The 18,040-nt window shown below is 67.8% G+C and carries 16 protein-coding genes and 2 pseudogenes; 4 read left to right on the forward strand and 14 right to left on the reverse strand.

Features of this window, described 5'->3' with window-relative positions:
* Positions 1-28 precede the first annotated feature (28 nt).
* Entirely contained in the window at positions 29-403 is a 375-nt protein-coding gene (locus tag GWI24_RS44775; RefSeq protein ID WP_247615772.1) for a helix-turn-helix domain-containing protein, read from the reverse strand.
* A 78-nt stretch (positions 404-481) separates the two neighbouring features.
* Positions 482-739, reverse strand: a complete 258-nt coding sequence (locus GWI24_RS02635) for a helix-turn-helix domain-containing protein (protein WP_210944268.1) — start codon at positions 737-739, stop codon at positions 482-484.
* 510 nt (positions 740-1,249) lie between these two features.
* On the opposite strand from GWI24_RS02635, the pseudogene GWI24_RS02640 reads away from it, so the two are divergent.
* The 4 genes and pseudogenes from GWI24_RS02640 to GWI24_RS02655 all read left to right on the forward strand — a co-directional run bounded on the left by GWI24_RS02640 (position 1,250) and on the right by GWI24_RS02655 (position 5,872).
* A pseudogene (locus GWI24_RS02640) lies at positions 1,250-2,180 on the forward strand (hypothetical protein).
* Complete coding sequence (locus tag GWI24_RS02645; protein ID WP_210944294.1) at positions 2,177-2,872, forward strand: ATP-binding protein; 696 nt, start codon at positions 2,177-2,179, stop codon at positions 2,870-2,872. The pseudogene GWI24_RS02640 and the gene GWI24_RS02645 overlap by 4 nt, the downstream one beginning before the upstream one ends.
* An 879-nt stretch (positions 2,873-3,751) precedes the next feature.
* A complete protein-coding gene (mobC, locus tag GWI24_RS46465) occupies positions 3,752-4,090 on the forward strand; it encodes a plasmid mobilization relaxosome protein MobC (RefSeq protein ID WP_308343381.1) in 339 nt (112 codons plus the stop codon).
* Positions 4,091-4,150: 60 nt separating this feature from the next.
* The gene (locus tag GWI24_RS02655; protein ID WP_210944269.1) at positions 4,151-5,872 is read left to right on the forward strand and encodes a relaxase/mobilization nuclease domain-containing protein; all 1,722 of its coding nucleotides are present in this window, start codon (positions 4,151-4,153) and stop codon (positions 5,870-5,872) included.
* An 85-nt stretch (positions 5,873-5,957) separates the two neighbouring features.
* Here GWI24_RS02655 and GWI24_RS02660 read toward each other — a convergent pair whose 3' ends face one another.
* The 12 genes and pseudogenes from GWI24_RS02660 to GWI24_RS02715 all read right to left on the reverse strand — a co-directional run bounded on the left by GWI24_RS02660 (position 5,958) and on the right by GWI24_RS02715 (position 18,033).
* Positions 5,958-6,779: a DUF317 domain-containing protein gene (locus GWI24_RS02660; protein WP_210944296.1), complete on the reverse strand. Its 822-nt coding sequence runs from the start codon at positions 6,777-6,779 to the stop codon at positions 5,958-5,960.
* A gap of 269 nt (positions 6,780-7,048) precedes the next feature.
* Positions 7,049-7,402: a DUF317 domain-containing protein gene (locus tag GWI24_RS02665; RefSeq protein WP_210944270.1), complete on the reverse strand. Its 354-nt coding sequence runs from the start codon at positions 7,400-7,402 to the stop codon at positions 7,049-7,051.
* 2,146 nt (positions 7,403-9,548) lie between these two features.
* The gene (locus GWI24_RS02670) at positions 9,549-10,244 is read right to left on the reverse strand and encodes a restriction endonuclease (RefSeq protein ID WP_210944297.1); all 696 of its coding nucleotides are present in this window, start codon (positions 10,242-10,244) and stop codon (positions 9,549-9,551) included.
* Between the two features lie 285 nt (positions 10,245-10,529).
* Positions 10,530-12,058 (reverse strand): annotated as a pseudogene (locus tag GWI24_RS02675) (amino acid permease).
* 41 nt (positions 12,059-12,099) lie between these two features.
* Complete coding sequence (locus tag GWI24_RS02680; protein WP_247615773.1) at positions 12,100-12,663, reverse strand: hypothetical protein; 564 nt, start codon at positions 12,661-12,663, stop codon at positions 12,100-12,102.
* Positions 12,664-13,092: 429 nt separating this feature from the next.
* Complete coding sequence (locus tag GWI24_RS02685) at positions 13,093-13,743, reverse strand: L-threonylcarbamoyladenylate synthase (RefSeq protein WP_210944271.1); 651 nt, start codon at positions 13,741-13,743, stop codon at positions 13,093-13,095.
* 3 nt (positions 13,744-13,746) lie between these two features.
* Positions 13,747-14,514 carry a phytanoyl-CoA dioxygenase family protein gene (locus GWI24_RS02690; RefSeq protein ID WP_210944272.1) on the reverse strand — a complete coding sequence of 256 codons (768 nt, stop codon included), beginning with the start codon at positions 14,512-14,514 and terminating at the stop codon, positions 13,747-13,749.
* Positions 14,498-15,337, reverse strand: coding sequence for a creatininase family protein (locus GWI24_RS02695; protein WP_210944273.1), 840 nt, complete (start codon positions 15,335-15,337; stop codon positions 14,498-14,500). The genes GWI24_RS02690 and GWI24_RS02695 overlap by 17 nt, the downstream gene beginning before the upstream one ends.
* Positions 15,334-16,131 carry a trans-aconitate 2-methyltransferase gene (locus GWI24_RS02700; protein ID WP_210944274.1) on the reverse strand — a complete coding sequence of 266 codons (798 nt, stop codon included), beginning with the start codon at positions 16,129-16,131 and terminating at the stop codon, positions 15,334-15,336. Before GWI24_RS02700 ends, GWI24_RS02695 begins: the two co-directional genes overlap by 4 nt.
* Positions 16,128-16,793 (reverse strand): HAD family hydrolase, encoded by a 666-nt coding sequence (locus GWI24_RS02705; RefSeq protein WP_210944275.1) that lies wholly within the window; start codon positions 16,791-16,793, stop codon positions 16,128-16,130. Before GWI24_RS02705 ends, GWI24_RS02700 begins: the two co-directional genes overlap by 4 nt.
* Positions 16,790-17,236 carry a hypothetical protein gene (locus tag GWI24_RS02710; protein WP_210944276.1) on the reverse strand — a complete coding sequence of 149 codons (447 nt, stop codon included), beginning with the start codon at positions 17,234-17,236 and terminating at the stop codon, positions 16,790-16,792. The genes GWI24_RS02705 and GWI24_RS02710 overlap by 4 nt, the downstream gene beginning before the upstream one ends.
* Positions 17,218-18,033, reverse strand: a complete 816-nt coding sequence (locus tag GWI24_RS02715; RefSeq protein ID WP_210944277.1) for an enolase C-terminal domain-like protein — start codon at positions 18,031-18,033, stop codon at positions 17,218-17,220. Before GWI24_RS02715 ends, GWI24_RS02710 begins: the two co-directional genes overlap by 19 nt.
* Between the last annotated feature and the right edge of the window lie 7 nt (positions 18,034-18,040).

An 18,040-nucleotide genomic window follows, 5' to 3' on the forward strand; every position in this document is an offset into this window, starting at 1 on the left:
CCCCTTGTTCCGCTTGGCCTGGTGGGTGCTACGCGACCGTGTCGTACGGCGTCCGACGCGGCGGCCGGGCACGCAGGTGAGACGCCGAGGCGCCGCGCGTCCGCCGAGGTTGCTGGGTGGCCTGAGCAGGCGGCGTCGAGGCCGGAGCAGCCACCGGTGTGACGCCCCGCGGAGGCCGCACCGGCCGCTCTTCGTGGAGGCGGACGATCTCGGCGAGATGGCTGGCGGTGAAGCGGTAGGCGCGACCGACTCGTGTGTGGGGGATCAGGCGGCGTCGTGCTCGGTCCTTGACCCACCAGGCAGAGCAGCCGAGAGTCTCGGCGATCTCCTCGGGTCGGTAGAGGCGAGGCAGGGCAGCTTCGCCCTCAGCGCCGGAGTGGCCGGGCGTGCGGGCAGGGGGCATCGCGGAGTGATGCTGCACGGGTGGTGGGTCCTATCTCGGTGGCGGGTGCGGTCGGCCAGCGGTGCTGGGCTGGCCTCGTCACAGGGGGTTCGGCCCCTGCAGCAGCACGAGGGGCGAGACGCGGAGGGCTTCGGCGATCAGGACGAGGTCGTCGACGTCGCAGCGGCGCTGGGCGCGTTCGATGCGGGACAGCATCGTGTTGGACATGGGATGGCCGAGGGTGGTCACCCGTTCAGCCAACTCACGCTGCGCGAGATGCTGTTCGGTACGGAGGATTTCGATGGTTCGGGCGGCTCGTATTCCCGCGCTCCCGATTTCCAGTGATCGTGCTGCCATGGCTCCAGTTGTAGCGTGCATTCGCCGGTTTGGTTAACCGGCGATCGTGGTCTATGTTGCGTCGCGCGCGGTTCGGACACGGGGAGATTCTGGCGGCCTTAGGGACCTGGATCCCGCGATGTTGCTCAACACCCCAAACCTGCTCTGACGTGGGATGTTGTGTTGTAGCTTCCCCACCGGAAGCTCGTCAACGACTTGGCGATGTGATCCTTCTGGCTCGGCGTCCAGGGCAACTATTTCGTCAACCGCGAATCGTGCCCTACCGTTTTCGCACCGCCCTTTGCCGACCGATTCCCGGGAGCCTTTCTGCCGTCAGAGATTCGATCGGATTGGGCTGGACTTGCCCGACCTGGGTGTGGCTATGTTGACGACACCCCCAGGAATCGCGACCGGCTAGCAGCGCATCCCGCGCCAACTGTCGGCCTGCTACCTGCCCTTGCCCCCATACCGCCCTGACCGACGGCTTCCGTGGGCGCCTGCCCACCGGTAACCGAATGAGGAACACCCCCCTTGGCACGAATCCGCACCATCAAGCCCGAAGCCTTCGTCTCCGAGTCCCTTGCCGCCGTCACCCTGACCGCCGAGCGCACCTTCTTCGGTCTGCTCACGCAGGTTGACGACCAGGGCCGTCACCGCGACCACGCCGCGATCATCGCCGGACAGCTATGGGTTCTGCGGCCGGATCACACCCCCGCCTACGTCGAGGAGGACCCCGCCCAGCTCGCCGACGCTGGCCTGATCTGCCGCTACCAGGGCCCGGATCACAAGCGCTACCTGCACATCGTCACCTGGCAGCAGCATCAGAAGATCAACCGGCCCAGCAAGAGCCGTCTCCCCGGCTGCCCGCACCACGATGCTCCGGCCGACGCCGTGCCGAGGACCGTCGAGCGCGCCGCAGAGTGCAGCGTCACGGAGCCCGCACCGTCGTCTCACAGAACCCTCCGTGAAGGCTCCGGCAAGGCGCCGGAGCATGCGGTGAATCCAGGCACCGGTACCGAAACCGCAGGTCAGGTGGATTTCACGGAGTCCTCCGTGAAGGAGCCCGGAGGACTCCCTGCGGCGACAGTGACACCTCATGGTCCGGATCTAGGACCTAGGAACCTGGATCTAGGAACTACCCCTTCGGGGGCGCAAGCGCCCCCGCACCCGACACCGTCTCGACTCGGCAGCTCATCGGCGAGTACGCCGCCGCCTGCACCCACCGCCCGCCCAAGGACGTCATGGCCCACCTCGGCCGGGAGGTGCGCAAGCTGCTCGACGAGGGCATCGTCCCTGCGCACATCCGGTCCGGGCTCGAACGGCACCACGCCAAGGGGCTACACGCCAGCCTCCTGCCGAGCCTGGTGCACGAGGCATGAACACCACACCCGCCACGTCGGCTGTCCACAGGCCGTGGACGAACCCTGCCGACATCGCTGCCGCCTACGGAGAAGAGCTCTGACCGGCACCCTCACCCGCGCGCCCCATCACGTCGGTCCGCTCGCCGACCGCCTCAACGGCATCCTGGCCGACCGCGGTATCGACCCCACCACCGCAGCCGAGGAACCACCAACCGAGCCGGCCGTCACCGCGCTGGAGCTCGCCGACGCCCGCATCCCCGCCCGCTACCGCCGCGCCATGGCCGACGACCCACAGGTCACCGCCTGGGCGGACCAGGTCGCCCGCGCCGGACGCCCCGGTCCCGGCGGCCCCGGCATCGCCGAGGGCCCGTCGCTACTGATCGTCGGCCCCACCGGCACTGGCAAAACGCACCAGGCGTACGGCGCCATCCGCGCCCTCCTCCGCCTGGGCGTCCGCCTGCGCTGGGAAGCCACCACCACCGCCGACCTGCACGCCCGCCTCCGCCCGCGAGCCGGGCACGACGCCGAACGCGACCTGCAGACGCTGGCCCGCTGCCCGCTGCTGCTCCTGGACGACCTCGGCGCGGCCAAGACGAGCGAGTGGACCGAGGAGCTGACCTACCGGCTGATCAACCACCGGTACGAGCACCTGCGCCCGACGCTGATCACCACCAACCTTCCCACCGCCGAGCTACGCGCCGCGCTCGGCGACCGGGTCGCCTCTCGCCTCGCTGAGATGACCGAACGCGTCATCCTGACCGGCCCCGACCGACGACGTCACAGCCCTGCTTGAACTTCAGCGAGGTCCGGTCGCCGCAAGGCCAATCTGGGGAGCGCTGCCATCCGGGTACGGGACCGGCTCCGTCACCATCGGGGACCGACTGGGGTCTGGGGACCGTCCCCGACAGCCTGAGAACCGTCCGGGACCGACGCAGGGGGACCGCGCAAGCACAGACGACCGTTTCGGGACCGAGCCCACCGAGGGTGGGGACCGGTCCCCACCAGACAGCGAACGGTCCCCACTCGATTCGGGGACCGGCCCCCAACGGACGTATCGGATACGGGGACCGGTCCCCGGCAAAGCACCAGGTCACCGCGCGTACGAGGCGGCGAAAAGCAGTCCCTCCATGGGTCCCGAAGTCGATTCCGTGGGGACCGAAACCACCGTCTCCGCCCTTCCGGGACCAGCACCCCGGGGATCAACAAGCACGCGGTCCCCAGAACCGATGCGCTACGGGGTTGGGGACCGGTCCCCGTCCTGAGCCCGATCCGGAGCGCAGGGCGACCGCTCACCAGCCCGGTCCCCATCTCCGTCCACGCGCGCCCTGCACCGCCAGAGCACACGGCCCGCCACAAACCAGACAGCCGGAGAGCACTCATGCATCAGGCACACCACGCAAGCACCGACCACACGCGACCGAAGACCACCAGCCTGGCCACAAGCACAGCAAGTTATCCGCCACGACACTCTTCCCCGTCGGGGAAGGCGGCCTGGCCAGAGCCCGCCCCGGGAGCGGCGGGAGCGGACCAGCACCGGGGGGCGCTGGTCCGTGGGGCAACGGCCGAGGGCGGATCGCAGCCGGAGGAGAAGCCGTCACCACGCAAGCGCCGCGACGCGAAAAAGACCTCGCGCAAACGCTCACCCAAGCCGCCTTCGCACAAGCGCGATTACGTGTGCAGCGTCCGCCTGAACGACGACGAGAAGACCCTGCTCTCCGCTGCCGCCGGCGCAACCCGTACGAGCCTTCCGGCCTTCCTCGCCCGCAGCGGCCTCGCCGCCGCACACGACCTCGACAACACCGCCGCCGCCATCGCAGGCCACCGCGAGCTGGTCGCCGAGATGTTCGCCGCCCGCCGACACCTCGGACAGGTCGGCAACAACCTCAACCAGATCGCCCGCGTCATCAACTCCGGCGGCCAGCCAGCGGAGATCGACGCAGTCGTCGCAGCGGTCCAGCGCGCCGTGACCCGCGTACAGGCAGCCACCGACCGGCTGCTGGACCAGCACTGACTTGGCTTCCCCACGAAGCCCCGCCGCCACCACTCCCACGGCCCACATCGGACAGCGAGCATGATCCCCCGGATACAGAAGCGCGGCCAGCGCACCATCGGGCTCCTGTACTACCTGTACGGGCCCGGGAAGCACGAAGAGCACATCGACCCGCATCTGGTCGCCTCCTGGGACCACAACGCCCCCGACCCCGGCCGAGACCGGTCTACCACCCTCAAACAGCTCCAACAGCTTCTGGACCAGCCCGTCGAGAACATCGACCAGGCGCAGCAGCCGAAGAAGCACGTGTGGCACCTGTCCGTCCGCAACAGTGCCGAGGACCGGATCCTGGCAGACGAGGAGTGGAGCGAGGTAGCCCGTCGGATGGTCGCCGCTGCCGGTATCGACGACCCCGAGCAAGGTGCTGGATGCCGGTGGATAGCCGTCCGGCACGCCGACGACCACATCCACATCGTCGCCACCCTCGCCCGCGAAGACGGCTACAAGCCCGACCTCAACCACGACGCCGCCCGCGTCCAAGCCCAGGCCCGCGCCCTCGAAGCGGAGCTGGGCCTACGCCGCCTCAACAAGGGCGACGGCACCGCCGCCCGGCGACCGACCAGCGCCGAGCGCCACAAGGCCGAACGCCAAGGCCGAGAACGCACCGCGCGGGAAGAACTTCGTCAGACGGTGCGCCGTGCAGTGTCTGGCACAACCAGCGAGGAGGAGTTCTTCGACCGGCTGGCCGCCTCCGGCGTGCTGATCCGCAAGCGCCTCGCCCCCTCCGGAGACCTGCTCGGCTACAAGGTCGCCCTGCCCGATGACCGCAACAAGGACGACGAGCCGGTGTTCTACCCTGGCGCGCGCCTCGCGCCGGACCTGTCCCTGCCCCGGATCCGGGGCAGGGACAGGTCCGGCGACGCCCACGACCAGGACACCAGGCAAGATGCTCCCGTCCGTAACGTGCCGGGCATACCGGCCACCGCCCGTCGGCGAACAGCAGCGGCGGCATGGGACGCGGTGCTGTTCGTCGAGCACGGCGACGATGGCCTCGCCGCCGCGCACATCGCCGCGAGCGGCGAGGTTTTGGACGCCCTCGCGAAGACCTCCGCTGCCCACACGCGAGGTGAACTACGCAAGGCCGCCACGTCGTTCGAGCGCGCCTCCCGCTCCCATATCCGGGCCGAGCGAGGCCACGACCGGGCACTGCGACAAGCCGCCCGCGACCTCATCCACAGCGGACCCGCCCTGGGCCTCGGAGAAGACGGTGCGACCATCGCGATGGCGATCGACATGATGTTCTTCCTCATCACCGCCGCCGCCCACTGGCACGCGAAGACGGGACACGCCCAGCAGGCTGCCGCCGCCCGCCAGACTGCCGAGCACTTGCGGGCCGCCTACCAGGCCGCCGCGGCCCAGCCCCTCGGTGTCCTCTACCAGCGAGGCCGGCGCCTGGGCCGCCCGCTCCTCCAGCAGCAGACGGCAGTACTGCGCGAAGCTGTGCCGGAGCTGGCGGAGCAGGTCCTCGCCGAGCCCGGCTGGTACGCGCTCGCCGCCACCCTCACCGACGCCGAGAACGCCGGCCACGACCCCACATCTCTCCTGACCGACGCTGCCCAGCATCGCGAACTCACCACGGCGGAATCCGTAAGCGACGTACTGGTATGGCGTCTGCGCCGAACCGCCGACCTACCGGCCGCCACCAACCCCACGGCAACCGAAGCCCACACAGCTCAGCACGCCGCCCACCACACGTGGCAGCAGACACAGGGCCGATCCGCAGCTCGCCGCGGACGGTCATAGCCGCGGACCTTGTGCGCGACGAGCCCGGCCTCCTCGTTCGAGGAGGCCGGGCTCGTCGCGCCAGGTGAGGAGGAGCAGCCGATCGTCAATCGGCTGGCGCTCGCAACAGCCGGTCCTGAGTGCTCTCGGGCAGCACCCGACGCAGGACCGGTGCGGTGGAACTGAGGGAATCGGCGAACGCAGCGACGAGGTCGTGCGGCACGCTGGCGCCAAACGACGCCGCCCACAAATAGCCAGCGCCAAACACCGGCTCAGCCCACGCCTGCCACCCAGCCAGAACCGCCTCATCAGCCTCGGCCACGAGAGCGAGCGGGTCGGCATCCTGAATGAGAGGCGGCACCTCACCAAGGCGGACATGGGAGGCGAAGGTCGGATCCACTGCCCTCACCCCAGGCTGGTCGACGTCGCGCAGCCAACCATGCGCCGCAACAGCGTCGACGACCAGCTCGGGGCCGCCAAGCGGTACGGCAGGCTGATCGCGCGCGTCGAGCGCGACGAGAAAGTCAGCGAGGACCTCGCCGGGGACATCGCGGGTGAAGTAGGCCGACCACTGCGCGAGCGGGCTGCTCGTGTCCGCACGAGCGGAGACCTGCCAGGCGATCGGCAAACTCCCCAGGTGGAAGGGCTCGTCCGGCAGAATCCACTGGGCCCACCGGAGGGTGTCGGGGCTGATGTGAAGGACGATGCTGGGCAGAACCTGACGGTCCTCCGGCACCTCGTCCAACTCCTGCCGTCCACGGACGATCGTCACGCTCGTCCAACCTAGGTCAGCAAGCATCTCAGCGACGGCATCGTAGAGACGCCCGTCGTCACCAGCCAGATGCCGGGGGCCGACCCAGTACGCGGACGGGGCGCTGGTCGAGGTGGACGGGTCGAACGGGAAGTCGGAATGCAGGAACGCCTCCAGGGGCTGGTGGGGAATTACGGGCCGCCCGGTTGCTCCGTAGCCTGGGCGACGTGCGCCAGGTGGGGCGGCATCGGGAAAACAGACTCATCACATGCCGCACTGGTATGCCCGGGTGCACGCGGACAACGTCGATGAGGTCAGCGACGGAAATCTCCGTACGCCACAGTCAGCCTCCTGGCACGAGGCAAGACGGGGTGGAATCACGGCCGTGAGGCCGGGGTGGGCGGAGAGCAGCCTCCAGTTGCGGGCCTGCGACTCGATCCTCGGCATCACGCCTGCCGGGAGGTCTCCAGCACGCGAGTCACAGCGGCGGCGACGACATCGGCCGGCGTCTCGGTGCCGAAGGAGATCTGGTAACCGCGCACCTCGGCCGTGCCGGTAACGGCGATCTTCCATCCCTCGCGATCGGTGCCAGGGCGCCCGGCCGGGAACCACCCGAGATAGAAGCAGCCATCCTTCGAGTTGACGTGCACGTCCGCGCGGTCGTCCACGACCAGGTTGAAATCGTCGGCGGAGAACTGATCCATCACGAGCATGGGCTCGCCCGGGCCAATTTGCCACTCACGCAACCGCAGAGCCTCGATGGTGGTGGAGAATCCGGGACTCGGGGGTGCCTCAGTCACGGGCAATCACCTCTTTGACCTGGGGATTTACGAGAAGGTCGTCCACGTTGACATGCCCTTGCACACGTTGGCCAGTCATTCGTGGCCACTTGCCGTCTGCCCCCAGCGAACTGATGGCCTCTGCCACAGAAGTTAGTCGCCGTTGTCAGCCAACTGAGCCGTCACGCGATACGTGGCCTGCTTCTCGCACTCTTCTCGCACGAGGTGCCAGCATCGAGCAGCCGGGACGCTGGCCGCGTCATAGGTTTGAGTCCACCCGCCAAGTCCGCCCATGTCAGCCTTGGCTAGAGGTGGGACGTGCCCTTCAGCCCTCAGCCTCGTGTGCACGGCGTGTTCCACAGCGAGGGCCGCCGCTCCCGTAACGGGCTCGGTTACCTGGTAGGTGGTCCATCCACAGCTGTGGAGGGACTGTAGCCGCGTGCTCCGAAGTGGACTCGTGCCGATTTTCACGGCGTTCAAGACGTGGTTTTCGACTACGTACACCCGCGCTGGCCGCGACACTGCAATGCCGCGTGGTGTGCAAGCGGAACAGCCGTCTCTCAGTGTCTTGTAGAGGGGCAGGTAGATGATGTTCCTGCACGTCAGGCACCTGCTCTGCCACGGTTCACTCGCTCGGCCCGGGTATTGGGAAAGTGGTTCGAATCCCGCCGCACGAATCTCCTGCTCGGCTTCTACCGCGAGCGCTCGCCTCCCATCGCTGGTGCGTCGCGCCAGTCCGCAGTATCGGCAGCCGCCTTGACCTCGACGGACGTTGGTCACCGCTGGGGTGGCCTGTCGGCCGCACTTCGTGCAGATGCACTGCCAGCGCCTTGCGGCGCCGGGATAGGGAACCGTCGGCTCCAGTCCCGCCGCACGCATCACAGCTACTGCCTCGTCAGGAGTTAGAGGCCGCGCTTCCACAACCCCGCGGGCGCAGTATCGACAGCCGCTCTGTCCCTGACGGACGTTGGCGTATCTCGGCTGTACCTTCTGGCCGCACTTCGTGCAGATGCACTGCCAGCACGTTGCCGCGCCGGGATAGGGAACCGTCGGCTCCAGTCCCGCCGCACGCATCACAGCTACTGCCGCCTCGGGATCAATCCTGCGCGGCATGCGTGCATCTCCCGTCTGTTTCATTTCTCGCGTTCGATGAGGATACAAGAATTGAGCCGATGTCTGAGGTCTGCCAGTCTCGCGCCGACGCTTCAGACAGATGGGCTGCCTGGAGCGATCTCAGCCTGCCCTGGGGTGAGTTGCAGCAAGGAGGCCAGTTGAAGATTGGCAAGGGGCGACGCCTGCTCACGCATCGCGTCCGCAGCGTGGGAGAAGCACGTGGATAGCGATCTTCCCTCAGACGTGCAGCAGCAATTGCTACTGCTCGACCGCTTACAACGCCGCGACGACGCCGCCCTCTGCGCGCTCAGCGGGCTGCTTTGGTTGCTTGGCGTGGCCTTCTACGCAGGTGTGGCCACGTTTGCGCTCCACGGGAACGGCCCCGCTGTCACAGCATGTGGCATCTTCGGATCCGTCGTCTCAACTGCCGCTGGATGGCTGACTCGACAAGTTGTACATCGCCCCAAACGCCACCTCCGGCGGCAGGGCCGGTAGTCGTCCGAGTGGCTGTGTGCCGCTGCAGCGCTACCCCTGGGGAGGCCACGAGAGCGGCGCTGACCTGCTGAAGCGCCGCTCACCGCAGCACAGACATGCCTCGGTACCCGACCGGGTACAGACATTCGACAGCCTTGGACGGTGTCGAGGACTCAGCGGCCGTCGGTCTGCGAGATGTTTTGTGCGAGTTGGCCCACGACGCTAAATATCCATTGTCCGAAGCTGGTTGGAGCGATCAGCACGCCGAAGACCAGAACGATGACCACGGTCATCTTCTCGTCGAACCGGCTCCGAGCCTGTGTGCGTCGACGCAGTCGCATAGCGGTGATCACCGCTAGCAGAACCGCGACGTTGATGGTTCAAAATCATCCGGCCAGTCCTCCCCTCGGCACCTGGCATTCCGCCTCTCTGCATAGCTCGAACCGGGTACTTCTCAACGGCCCCATCCGCAGTGATTGGCGACAGAGCACTTGTCCAGTGGCTGGTTTCACGGCGCTCTCGCGGCGTTACGCTGGCCGCCAGGACCCTCCCCTCGCACCCACCGCCCCACTCGGCAGTTTCAGGACAGGGTTGTTGGACGACGTGGGGGCGGGATGCGGTCCAGCAGTTCCCACAAGGGCCGGGAGCTAGCAGCCCACTCGCCGAGCTTGCGGCGATCGACGAGATGTATCCGGTGCTCCTTTCCCCAAGGGATGGCCTTTGAGCTGAAGCGGCCATTGGTGAGGACGAGGGCAATATCCGCTCCATGGATCTGCCGTGCGGTGCCGTTGACCTGCTGTAGGACGCCGACACCAACGGCAGAGCCACGGTCTCCGTCCCGGCGGTGCTTGCACTGGATGGCCCATACACGCCCGGCGGGATCGACGGCCCGCACATCGCAGGCGTTGTCGCCGGCGCCGCCCATCCGCTCGGCACGGCAGCCGTCCCGTCGCATCAGGTCGCGTATCGCGAACTCGAACGCGCGGTGATCCAGCGCGTCCAACTCAGCGATACGCATCCGCAGGGCCCGGGCGCGGACACGTTCCCACTCGGCCCGCTGCCGTGCTTGATGCAGCCAGAAGCCGCCGCCGACCGCAGCGACCACGACCGCGAGGAGGGTGATCCACCAGTGCGCGAGCAGCCACTGCACGACGGTGACCACCACGACGATCGCCACAGCCCCAGTGGCCAGCAGAGCAACCTGCTCATCCTGCTTCTTGGTGCGGCGTACCGGCCTACGTCGGCCGGTACGCCGCGCCGGGCGTCGGCGGCTCATCGAGCCGTACCCGGGCGCGCCCATATCGGGACAGCGACCCGAACGTGAGCCTCCACCTTTACCCCCATGAAGTAAGTCCTCCTGTCCAGAGCCGTTGACGATCCCCGCGCTGGCAATGAGAGCACGCGACTCTGACAACATGTGGAGGTTTGATCACTTTAAGTGATCGATTTTCGGCCAGCGTCGATCGTGGTCCGATGCGTCTGAACGGCGATGACCAGGGTTTTCCGGTGCTCGCTCGACCAACTTCGGCCGTTTCGTCGAACGAGTCGGATCTCCGGGGTCCTATCGACGAACTCCGTCCCTTCTGCCGACCCCCTGGCGATCCGAGCTGGAGTTGCGCGGATGCGCAGGGTTGAGGAACCAGGTACGCGCCGAGGCGAGCCACCAGGTTCCGCAGAAGGCGAGGACGACGCCGACCGCGATGGGTGCGTAGTTGAAGGTCTCCGCGGTGACGGGCGAAGTCTGCGGCAGCATGAACAGCACGGTGATCACCAGCACCCACACGATGGCGATGGTGCCGACGGTCGTGGACCACGAGCCAAGGTGCCAGGGGCCCCGCTCGAAACGGTCGCCTTGCCGGAGCCGGAGGAAGGTGGGGATCACGTAGGCGATGTAGAGGCCGATGGTCGCGATGGAGGTCACGGCCGCATACGCGGTCGTGTTCCACAGGTAGGGCAGACCGAGGACGAAGGCGCCGCCGGTGGCGAGCCACACGGCGTTGGTGGGGGTTCGCGTCGCAGGGTTGAGCTTGTGCCACGTGCTGGAGAAGGGCAGGGCGCCATCACGCGAGAAGGCATAGATCATGCGGGAGTTGGCGGTCACCGACGCCATGCCGCAGAAGAGCTGCGCGACGGTGATCACGAGCAGAAGCCATTTGCCGACCGCCGCGCCGAGGGCGTTCATGAGGATCTCCGCCGGCGGCACCCCTGTCCCCGATGCGAGTGCGCCGACGTAGGACTGGATGGCGTAGGTGAAGCCGAAGAGGAGGACGAACCCGGCCGCGAGGGAGACGAGGATCGAACGGACGATGCCTTTGGGCCCGGCGGTGGATGCGTCGATGGTCTCCTCGGTCATGTGGGCGGAGGCGTCGTAGCCGGTGAAGGTGTACTGCGCCATCAGCAGACCGATCAGCACCACGTAGCCGCTGGACGAAAAGCCGGTGTTGTTGACGAATTCACCGAACACGAACCCGGTCGACTGGTGGTGGTCGGGGATGAGTACCAGGGCGCCGCAGATGACGATGACACCGAGGATGTGCCACCAGATGGAGACTTCGTTGAGGAGGGCGACGATGCGCACGCCGAAGGTGTTCAGGACACCGTGGAGGGCGAGTATGGCTCCGAACAGCGTGATGGTGTGGCCCGGCGTGGCGGCTAGCCGAATTGGAGATCGAGCAGTGCGTTGAGGAAGTTGGCGGCGCCGAAGTCGATGCCGGCGGTGACCGCTATCTGGCCGAGTGTGTTGAACCAGCCGGTGAACCACGCCCAGGCTGCTGCGGAGCGCTTGGGGGCCATGCGGTGCGCCCAGAAGTACAGGCCGGCGCTGGTCGGGTACGAGGAGCAGACCTCGGTCATCGACAGGCCGACGAACAGCGTCATCAGGCCGACGAACAGCCAGCCCCACATGATCACCGCCGGGCCGCCGGTGTTCATGCCGTACCCGTAGAGGGTCATGCAGCCGGACAGGATGGAGATGATCGTGAAGCTGACGCCGAAGTTGGCCCGACCGGACATCGAGCGGGAGAGCGTCTGCTGATAGCCGAGTTGTTTCAGGCGCTCCTCGTCGGAGATGCGGGAGACGTCAAGAGGCATGGAGATTCCGCCCTTCGTGGATCGCGCGTGAGGTCGAGTGCTCAGGGGTGCCGACGCCGCCGCGGGCTGTAGGCCCAGGCGCGGTGCCGCAGAAACAGTTGGTCGGCCTGGCCGCAGTAGGCCCATGGAACCTGGGTGGCGTAAGGGCCGATCGCGTCGAAGACCTCGGCCGCCTCGGTGTGGCGGTTGGCGAATGACAGGGCGTGCGCGAGGTAGTTGGCGTCATCGGCGAAGCAGGCGTGCTGGCGCGGCGCGCGGTATCGCCACCAACGGTCCAGCACGCGATCGATCTGCGGGCAGTCGATCCAGGGGTGGATCGTCAGCCCGTACGCCGTCTGGTCCTGCTCTTGACGCGATCGGTGCGCTTCGGCAACCACAACCAAGGGCAGGACCGCGATCGGCAGCCCCTTCGGGGCTATGGACGCCTGCTCCTCGGCCCACCACATCGCCTCCCCCGCCCGGCCGTGGTGCCGAAGGAAGAGGTAGGTGGCCACCTCGTGGTGCGCCTCGCGGTTCCAGGGGTCGCGCTGCTTGATCTCCGCCCAAATCCGGTGCAGCGTCGCCCGGTCCGGCGCGTGGGTCCGCAGCAGTGCGAGCATCACCATCAGGGGCGCCACATCGTGCGGCCACACCTTCAATGTCAGGCGGCAGGTGGCCCACGCCTCTTCCATCAATGACCGGCCGGCGCGATGCCCAGCGATCATCGCTCGGAGGGCCTGCACATTTGCCAGGAGGGCCAGCGCGTGTGGCGAGTGAGGCTCCGCCTTCGCCCACGTGTCGGCGAACCTCAGCCGAGCTCCTGCTTCCTCGAGTACTTGGAGGCGGAAGACTCGACGGTCCCAGTCGGCACCAGTAGAGGCCAGCAACTCCTGCGGACCCTCCCAGCGCCCCATGGAGGCGTCTTCCAGGGCCCGCCGCAACGCCTCATCATTCCTCGTTGGGTGCATGTCAAGGGCGGCTCAGCCGCCGGTCGTAGTCATCGTGTTCACCCCGGTGGCCTCCTGCCTGGCAAGCAGGCAGGAGGGGCCTGGTTGTCAGACGGTCCGAATCTCGGTACCGAGCGCCACCGAAATGGCACGTTGGTGGACGAGGCCCGTGCGAACGAGCCGGGCCTCCGGCATAAAGCAATCGACGATGGTCATGTGGTTCGCCGCCGGGCACACTCCACCGTCGACGATGACGCTGACCTCCAGGCCGGAAGCGGCGATGAAGGCATGGACCTGCTCAATAGTGACGGCCGGGCCGGGGTCGTTCGGGCCTGCGTCTCCGGAGATGTTCGCTGTGGTGGCCGCGAGGGGCACTTTCACCCGCGCGGCGAGGTGCCCGAGGATGCCGGGATCGACCGTGACCAGGGCCGGTGATCCGACTGCCGCGTGCCGGGCCGCGTCGTCCGGGCTCTTCCACGGCAGCAGCAGCGCGAGATCGCCAGGCCAGAAAGCCGCCGCGAGTCGACTTGCCGCCGGACTGAAGGTGAAGACGCCCTCGCAGGAAGCAGCAGAAGGGGCGACGTAAGCGAGGGGCTTGCCACTCGGGCGGCGCTTGCCCGTGATGATGCTGTCGCACGCCCGGGCGTTGCTGGCATCCGCGCAGACCATGTACCAGCGCTGGGTCGGGACGACGACGAGTTCTCCACCCTCGATCGCCTGAGCGGCGGCGTCGAGGTCTTGGGTTCCGATAATGCGCATGAGCTACTCCTTGTCGGCTGCGATCTGAGGGACGAAGGTCAGCGGCGGGTAGTCGAGCCACGGGTCGCGCAGTGCTTCGAGGCGGCGGCCCTTGTGGTCCGGGTGGGAGACGCGGAAGTAGGCCATCACCCTGGGGAACGGGGTGAGGTTCCATCCCACCGAGTGCGGGACAAGGTGATGCATGAGCAGGACGTCGCCAGGCGCACCGAGCAACGGCACACCCTGCTCGTGATCGACCTCCGGCGGCACCTGCTCCGTCATACCGAGCGACCACTCGCTGCGGAACCAGTCCGCCATGGTGCGGTGGCCGCCCGGTTGGTAGCGCAGCGCGCCGTCTTGTGCGCTGGTGACGTCCGAGAGGACGACGCCGACGAGGAGCGAGAAGGTCCGTAGTTCTCGCGGATCGAGATGCGGGCAGGAGACCCCGTCCACGTGCATCGGCTTCTCCGGCTGCACGCCAGGGAACTCCGATTCCGGCACCCGGATTTGGATCTGGGCGGTCGTGATGGGAGCGGTGTCGCCGAGGAGGTCGCCAGCTAGGTCGGCGGCATCCGTACCTCCATACAGGGCGAGGATGTCGGGGTGACTGCCCAACTCGGGCGCGAACGTTCGCTGGCTGTACGCGGGGACGTCATCAGCCTTCAGGCGGTCGCGGTACCAGGTCTCGACCAATGATGCGGCGCGCCGGACCAGTTCGGGGCCGATCAGCCCGCGGCGTATGACCGCGCCGTCCCGTTTGAACGTGTGCTTCTCCTCAGCTGTGAGGGGCATGGCGTCTCCGTGAGGTCTCCGGCGTCCCTGGGAACGAGGCCGTGGCGATGCGGTCCAAGGCGTGTGTGCTTGCGTCGAGTGCCGCTGCGAGGAGCTTCTGGCCGAGTTCTGTGGTTGCTTTGCGCGGGTCTCCGCCGATGACGCCGTGAGTGGAAAGGGTGGGGTTGTCGGAGGTCCATGGCCAGGTGATGCCGCGGTCGAGTACAAGGCGGCTGATCGCTTGGCGCTGGCCGGGGTCGGGGAGGGCCTCGCTCGGCAGGAGGTCCAGTCGGACCGAGTCAGGGTCCAGGGCGAGCATGAGGGCGGTCTCAAGGATCCCGGCATGCACCTCGGGGAGTTCGCTGTCGGTCGGGACGCGACCGGCAGCGAGGGTGGCGGGGTGGAGGACCCAGGCGGTGATGCCGTGGTTGTGGCGGAGCTGCTGGATGAGCACCTCCAGCACGCCACGGTTGCCGCCGTGGCCATTGACGAGGAGCACGCACCGAGCCGACGTGGTGCGGACGTACTCCTCCACGAGTGCGCCGACCAGCGCGGCGTACAGGTGAACGTCCAGGGTGACGGTCCCCGGTGTACGCGCGTGTTCGGGCGAGAGTCCGTAGGGGACGGCCGGCCCGACCCAGAGGTCGTGCCGGTCCGCCACCTGTGCGGCCAGACAGTGGGCGAATCGCTCAGCGATGACGGTGTCGGTATCCAACGGCAGGTGCGGGCCGTGCTGTTCGACGGAACCGAGCGGCAGACAGAGGACAGACTGTTCACTCAGCTCGACTGCCGCGCGCGGTGCGGTGAGCGCGGCGAACGCCCGTCTGGGGTGGTCGAGCGTCACCTCCTGCTCCGCCGCCCGAAGCGGATCAGGAACTCGTTCTCCTCCGGGAAGGTGTCGTCCTCGCTGAAATCGGCGAGCCTCTCCATGACCGCGGTCTCGAATGCCTGCAGCCGGTCGCCGAAGAGGTGGGGGGCGGCGAAGGAGGTGGAGTACAGATAGCCGAGGATGCTCTCCCTGGTCCAAGTGCGATGGACAGGGATCCGGGCCTCCTCGACCTGGTCGAAGAGTGATTCCTCCATGATCTCGCTGTACGGACGGTTGTGGTGCTGGAAGGTACCGGAGCCGGCACGGCGCTCCTCGCCGAGGAAGGTCTTGATGACGTCCCGGACGGCTTCCTTCCAAGGGTTCGTAGTGGTCCAGAAGCTGCTGTCGCCGAAGATGGCGACGACGCCGTCGGGGGCGACCTGGTCGTCCAGTCGAGCCAGTACGGCGGCCTGGTCGAGCCAGTGGAACGCGCGACAGATCGTGACCAAGTCGGCTTTCCAACCGATGGGCGGCACGAAGTCCTCGGCGGTGCTCTCGACGAGCGAGAGGCGTGAGCCTTCGGGGATCTTCGGGCGCAGCGCCGACTCCGCCGCGGTGAGCATGTCGACATCGTTGTCGATGGCGATGATGTCGTCGAACCGGTCCAGCAGCGCCTCGGCGACCAGCCCGGTGCCGGTGCCGACGTCCAGCAGGCGGCGCGGGCCTTCGGTGCGCGTCGGGACAGCCTGGTCCAGGACCACGGCGACGTCTTCGGGGATGCCGGGGCGGAACTGGCGGTAGTAGCTGGCGGTTCCGGTGAACAGGCTCATGTGGCGCTCCGTGCTGCGAGGTGCTGGATGTGGGTGGCGGCTGCCGCAAGGTCATTGGCGACGAGCACACCGTGGTCAACGAGCAGGGACTCGTCGGGGACCTGTCTTCCGCGCGAGATCCACACAGCGCTCGCCCCTGCTTCGATGGCGCCCACGATGTCGCACGCCCAGTCGTCTCCGATGTGGATCAGGCCACCGGGGTCTGTAGCGAAGTGGTCGGTGACGGCTTGGAAAGCGCGAGGGTCGGGCTTCGTGTGGCCGATGCGACAGGACGGGAAGAAGTCGCTCACCCACGGGGAGAGAAGTGTGCGCAGTCCGTCGGTGTCAGCGTCGACGCAGGTCACGTTGGAGAGGGTGGCCACGGTCGCTACGGCGCTGATCCGGCGCAGGGCCTCGGTGACACCGGGGTAGAGGCTGAACGGGGCCGGCGGCGCATCTCGCGGGAACGTCTCCGTCGGCACCTGGACGGCTTCGCAGACCTCGCTCACCAGAGCGTCGGTCAGGGCCGGTCGGGTGTGAAGACTGGACCGCAGGATCGCCCGGGTGCGCGCGGGAGGCAGCGGAGAGGCTTCGACCAGCCGCATCGTCAAGCCGGGGCCGTCGACCATACCCAGGGTCCCTCCGACGTCCACGGAGACCAGGAGTCCGGGTCGTGACGTCACTGGTTCCTCCCCGAAGTGGCAGGCAGCGTGGAGACGACGGCTCCGATGCGGGCCTTCCGGATGTCCCTGGTGGTGGCCTCGGAGAGGAACGTCAGGACGTACCGCAGCTCCGCTTCGTCAAGGCCGTTGAGGGATCGTCCCTCCCGGCCGGCGGCGGCGTTGAGGTCCGGTGGGACGCTGCGCGGGCGCAATCCGTGCGGCAGGTGGAGTCGGCCGTGCCAGTGCTCGCCGTCGCCCGGTGCAGGGAAGCTGTCCGTGGGGCGCAGGACAGTGACGTCGTCCAGGGTCAGGATGCGGACGCGGACGGACGTGTCCGCGATGTCGAGGCTCCCGGTGAGAAAGGTGTCGTGACCGTCGAGGCGTTGCGACAGGCGGAGCATGGGCCCTTCCGGGCTGTGGGTGACCGTGCCCTCGACGGGGACGTTCAGCAGAGCGTTGGGCATGCTGTGCTCCTTGGCGTGGTGCCGAGACCAGTGGTGTCCGGCAAGCGGATATGGCCGTTTTCGGGGCGGATCGGCATCTCATAGAGGCGTTGTCGTCCGGGCTCCCACCTGAGCCGGTACTCGACGGCCCGGGCGACGGTGGGAAAGGCAGCGGCGAGGTGGAGGCCCGGCAGGAGTGAGCGACCGTGCGGGTAGACGGGGATGCCCTGGGCCTGGGCGATCGGGATGATCTGGGCCGCCCGGGTCAGACCGCCGCACCCGACGACATCGAGGGTCAGGGCACTGGGACGGATGTACTGGATCAGTCCGGTGGGGTCCTCGTCGCAGTGCGCACGTTCACCGACTGCCAGCGGCACCGAGGTCGCCGCAAGGAATTCGTAGGCGTCTGCGGCGTGATGCGGGAGCGGGTCCTCCAGCCACCGTAGACAAGAGGGATCGACGGCCTGCGCGAAGGCCAGTGCCACGGACGGCGTCCAGGTGCCGACCGCGTCGACGGCGAGGGGAGCCCCGAGAGCCTGGGAGTAGCGCTCGACTGCCTGGGCCATGCGCAGTGCGGCTTGCTCGGAGGGGGCTGCCGGGTCGCGGCGTAGTCCCCACTTGGTGAAGCTCCAGCCGTCGGCCGCGACCCTGCTCAGCGCGTCCGGGCTGTCGATGCGGCTGAGGTCCAAGGTCAGCCACGAGGCATACGCGGGAACGAACTTCCGAGGAGCCACGGTGGTGAGGAGTTCGGCAACAGTGCGCTCCGCGAGCTGACCGTGAAGGTCCCAGACGGCGCAGTCGACGGTCCGACCGCCCAAGAAGCCA

It is taken from the genome of Streptomyces sp. MK37H (assembly GCF_018035285.1).
Taxonomy (GTDB): domain Bacteria; phylum Actinomycetota; class Actinomycetes; order Streptomycetales; family Streptomycetaceae; genus Streptomyces; species Streptomyces endocoffeicus.

What these genes read in the sequence shown, in the direction of transcription:
- GWI24_RS44775 (WP_247615772.1), bottom strand. Translation starts at nt 403, where the DNA reads ATGCCCCCTGCCCGCACGCCCGGCCACTCCGGCGCTGAGGGCGAAGCT.
- GWI24_RS02680 (WP_247615773.1), bottom strand. Translation starts at nt 12,663, where the DNA reads ATGGTGATGCTCGCACTGCTGCGGACCCACGCGCCGGACCGGGCGACG.
- GWI24_RS02685 (WP_210944271.1), bottom strand. Translation starts at nt 13,743, where the DNA reads ATGCGCATTATCGGAACCCAAGACCTCGACGCCGCCGCTCAGGCGATC.
- GWI24_RS02710 (WP_210944276.1), bottom strand. Translation starts at nt 17,236, where the DNA reads ATGCCCAACGCTCTGCTGAACGTCCCCGTCGAGGGCACGGTCACCCAC.
- GWI24_RS02655 (WP_210944269.1), top strand. Translation starts at nt 4,151, where the DNA reads ATGATCCCCCGGATACAGAAGCGCGGCCAGCGCACCATCGGGCTCCTG.
- GWI24_RS02700 (WP_210944274.1), bottom strand. Translation starts at nt 16,131, where the DNA reads ATGAGCCTGTTCACCGGAACCGCCAGCTACTACCGCCAGTTCCGCCCC.
- GWI24_RS02690 (WP_210944272.1), bottom strand. Translation starts at nt 14,514, where the DNA reads ATGCCCCTCACAGCTGAGGAGAAGCACACGTTCAAACGGGACGGCGCG.
- GWI24_RS02670 (WP_210944297.1), bottom strand. Translation starts at nt 10,244, where the DNA reads ATGAGCCGCCGACGCCCGGCGCGGCGTACCGGCCGACGTAGGCCGGTA.
- GWI24_RS02635 (WP_210944268.1), bottom strand. Translation starts at nt 739, where the DNA reads ATGGCAGCACGATCACTGGAAATCGGGAGCGCGGGAATACGAGCCGCC.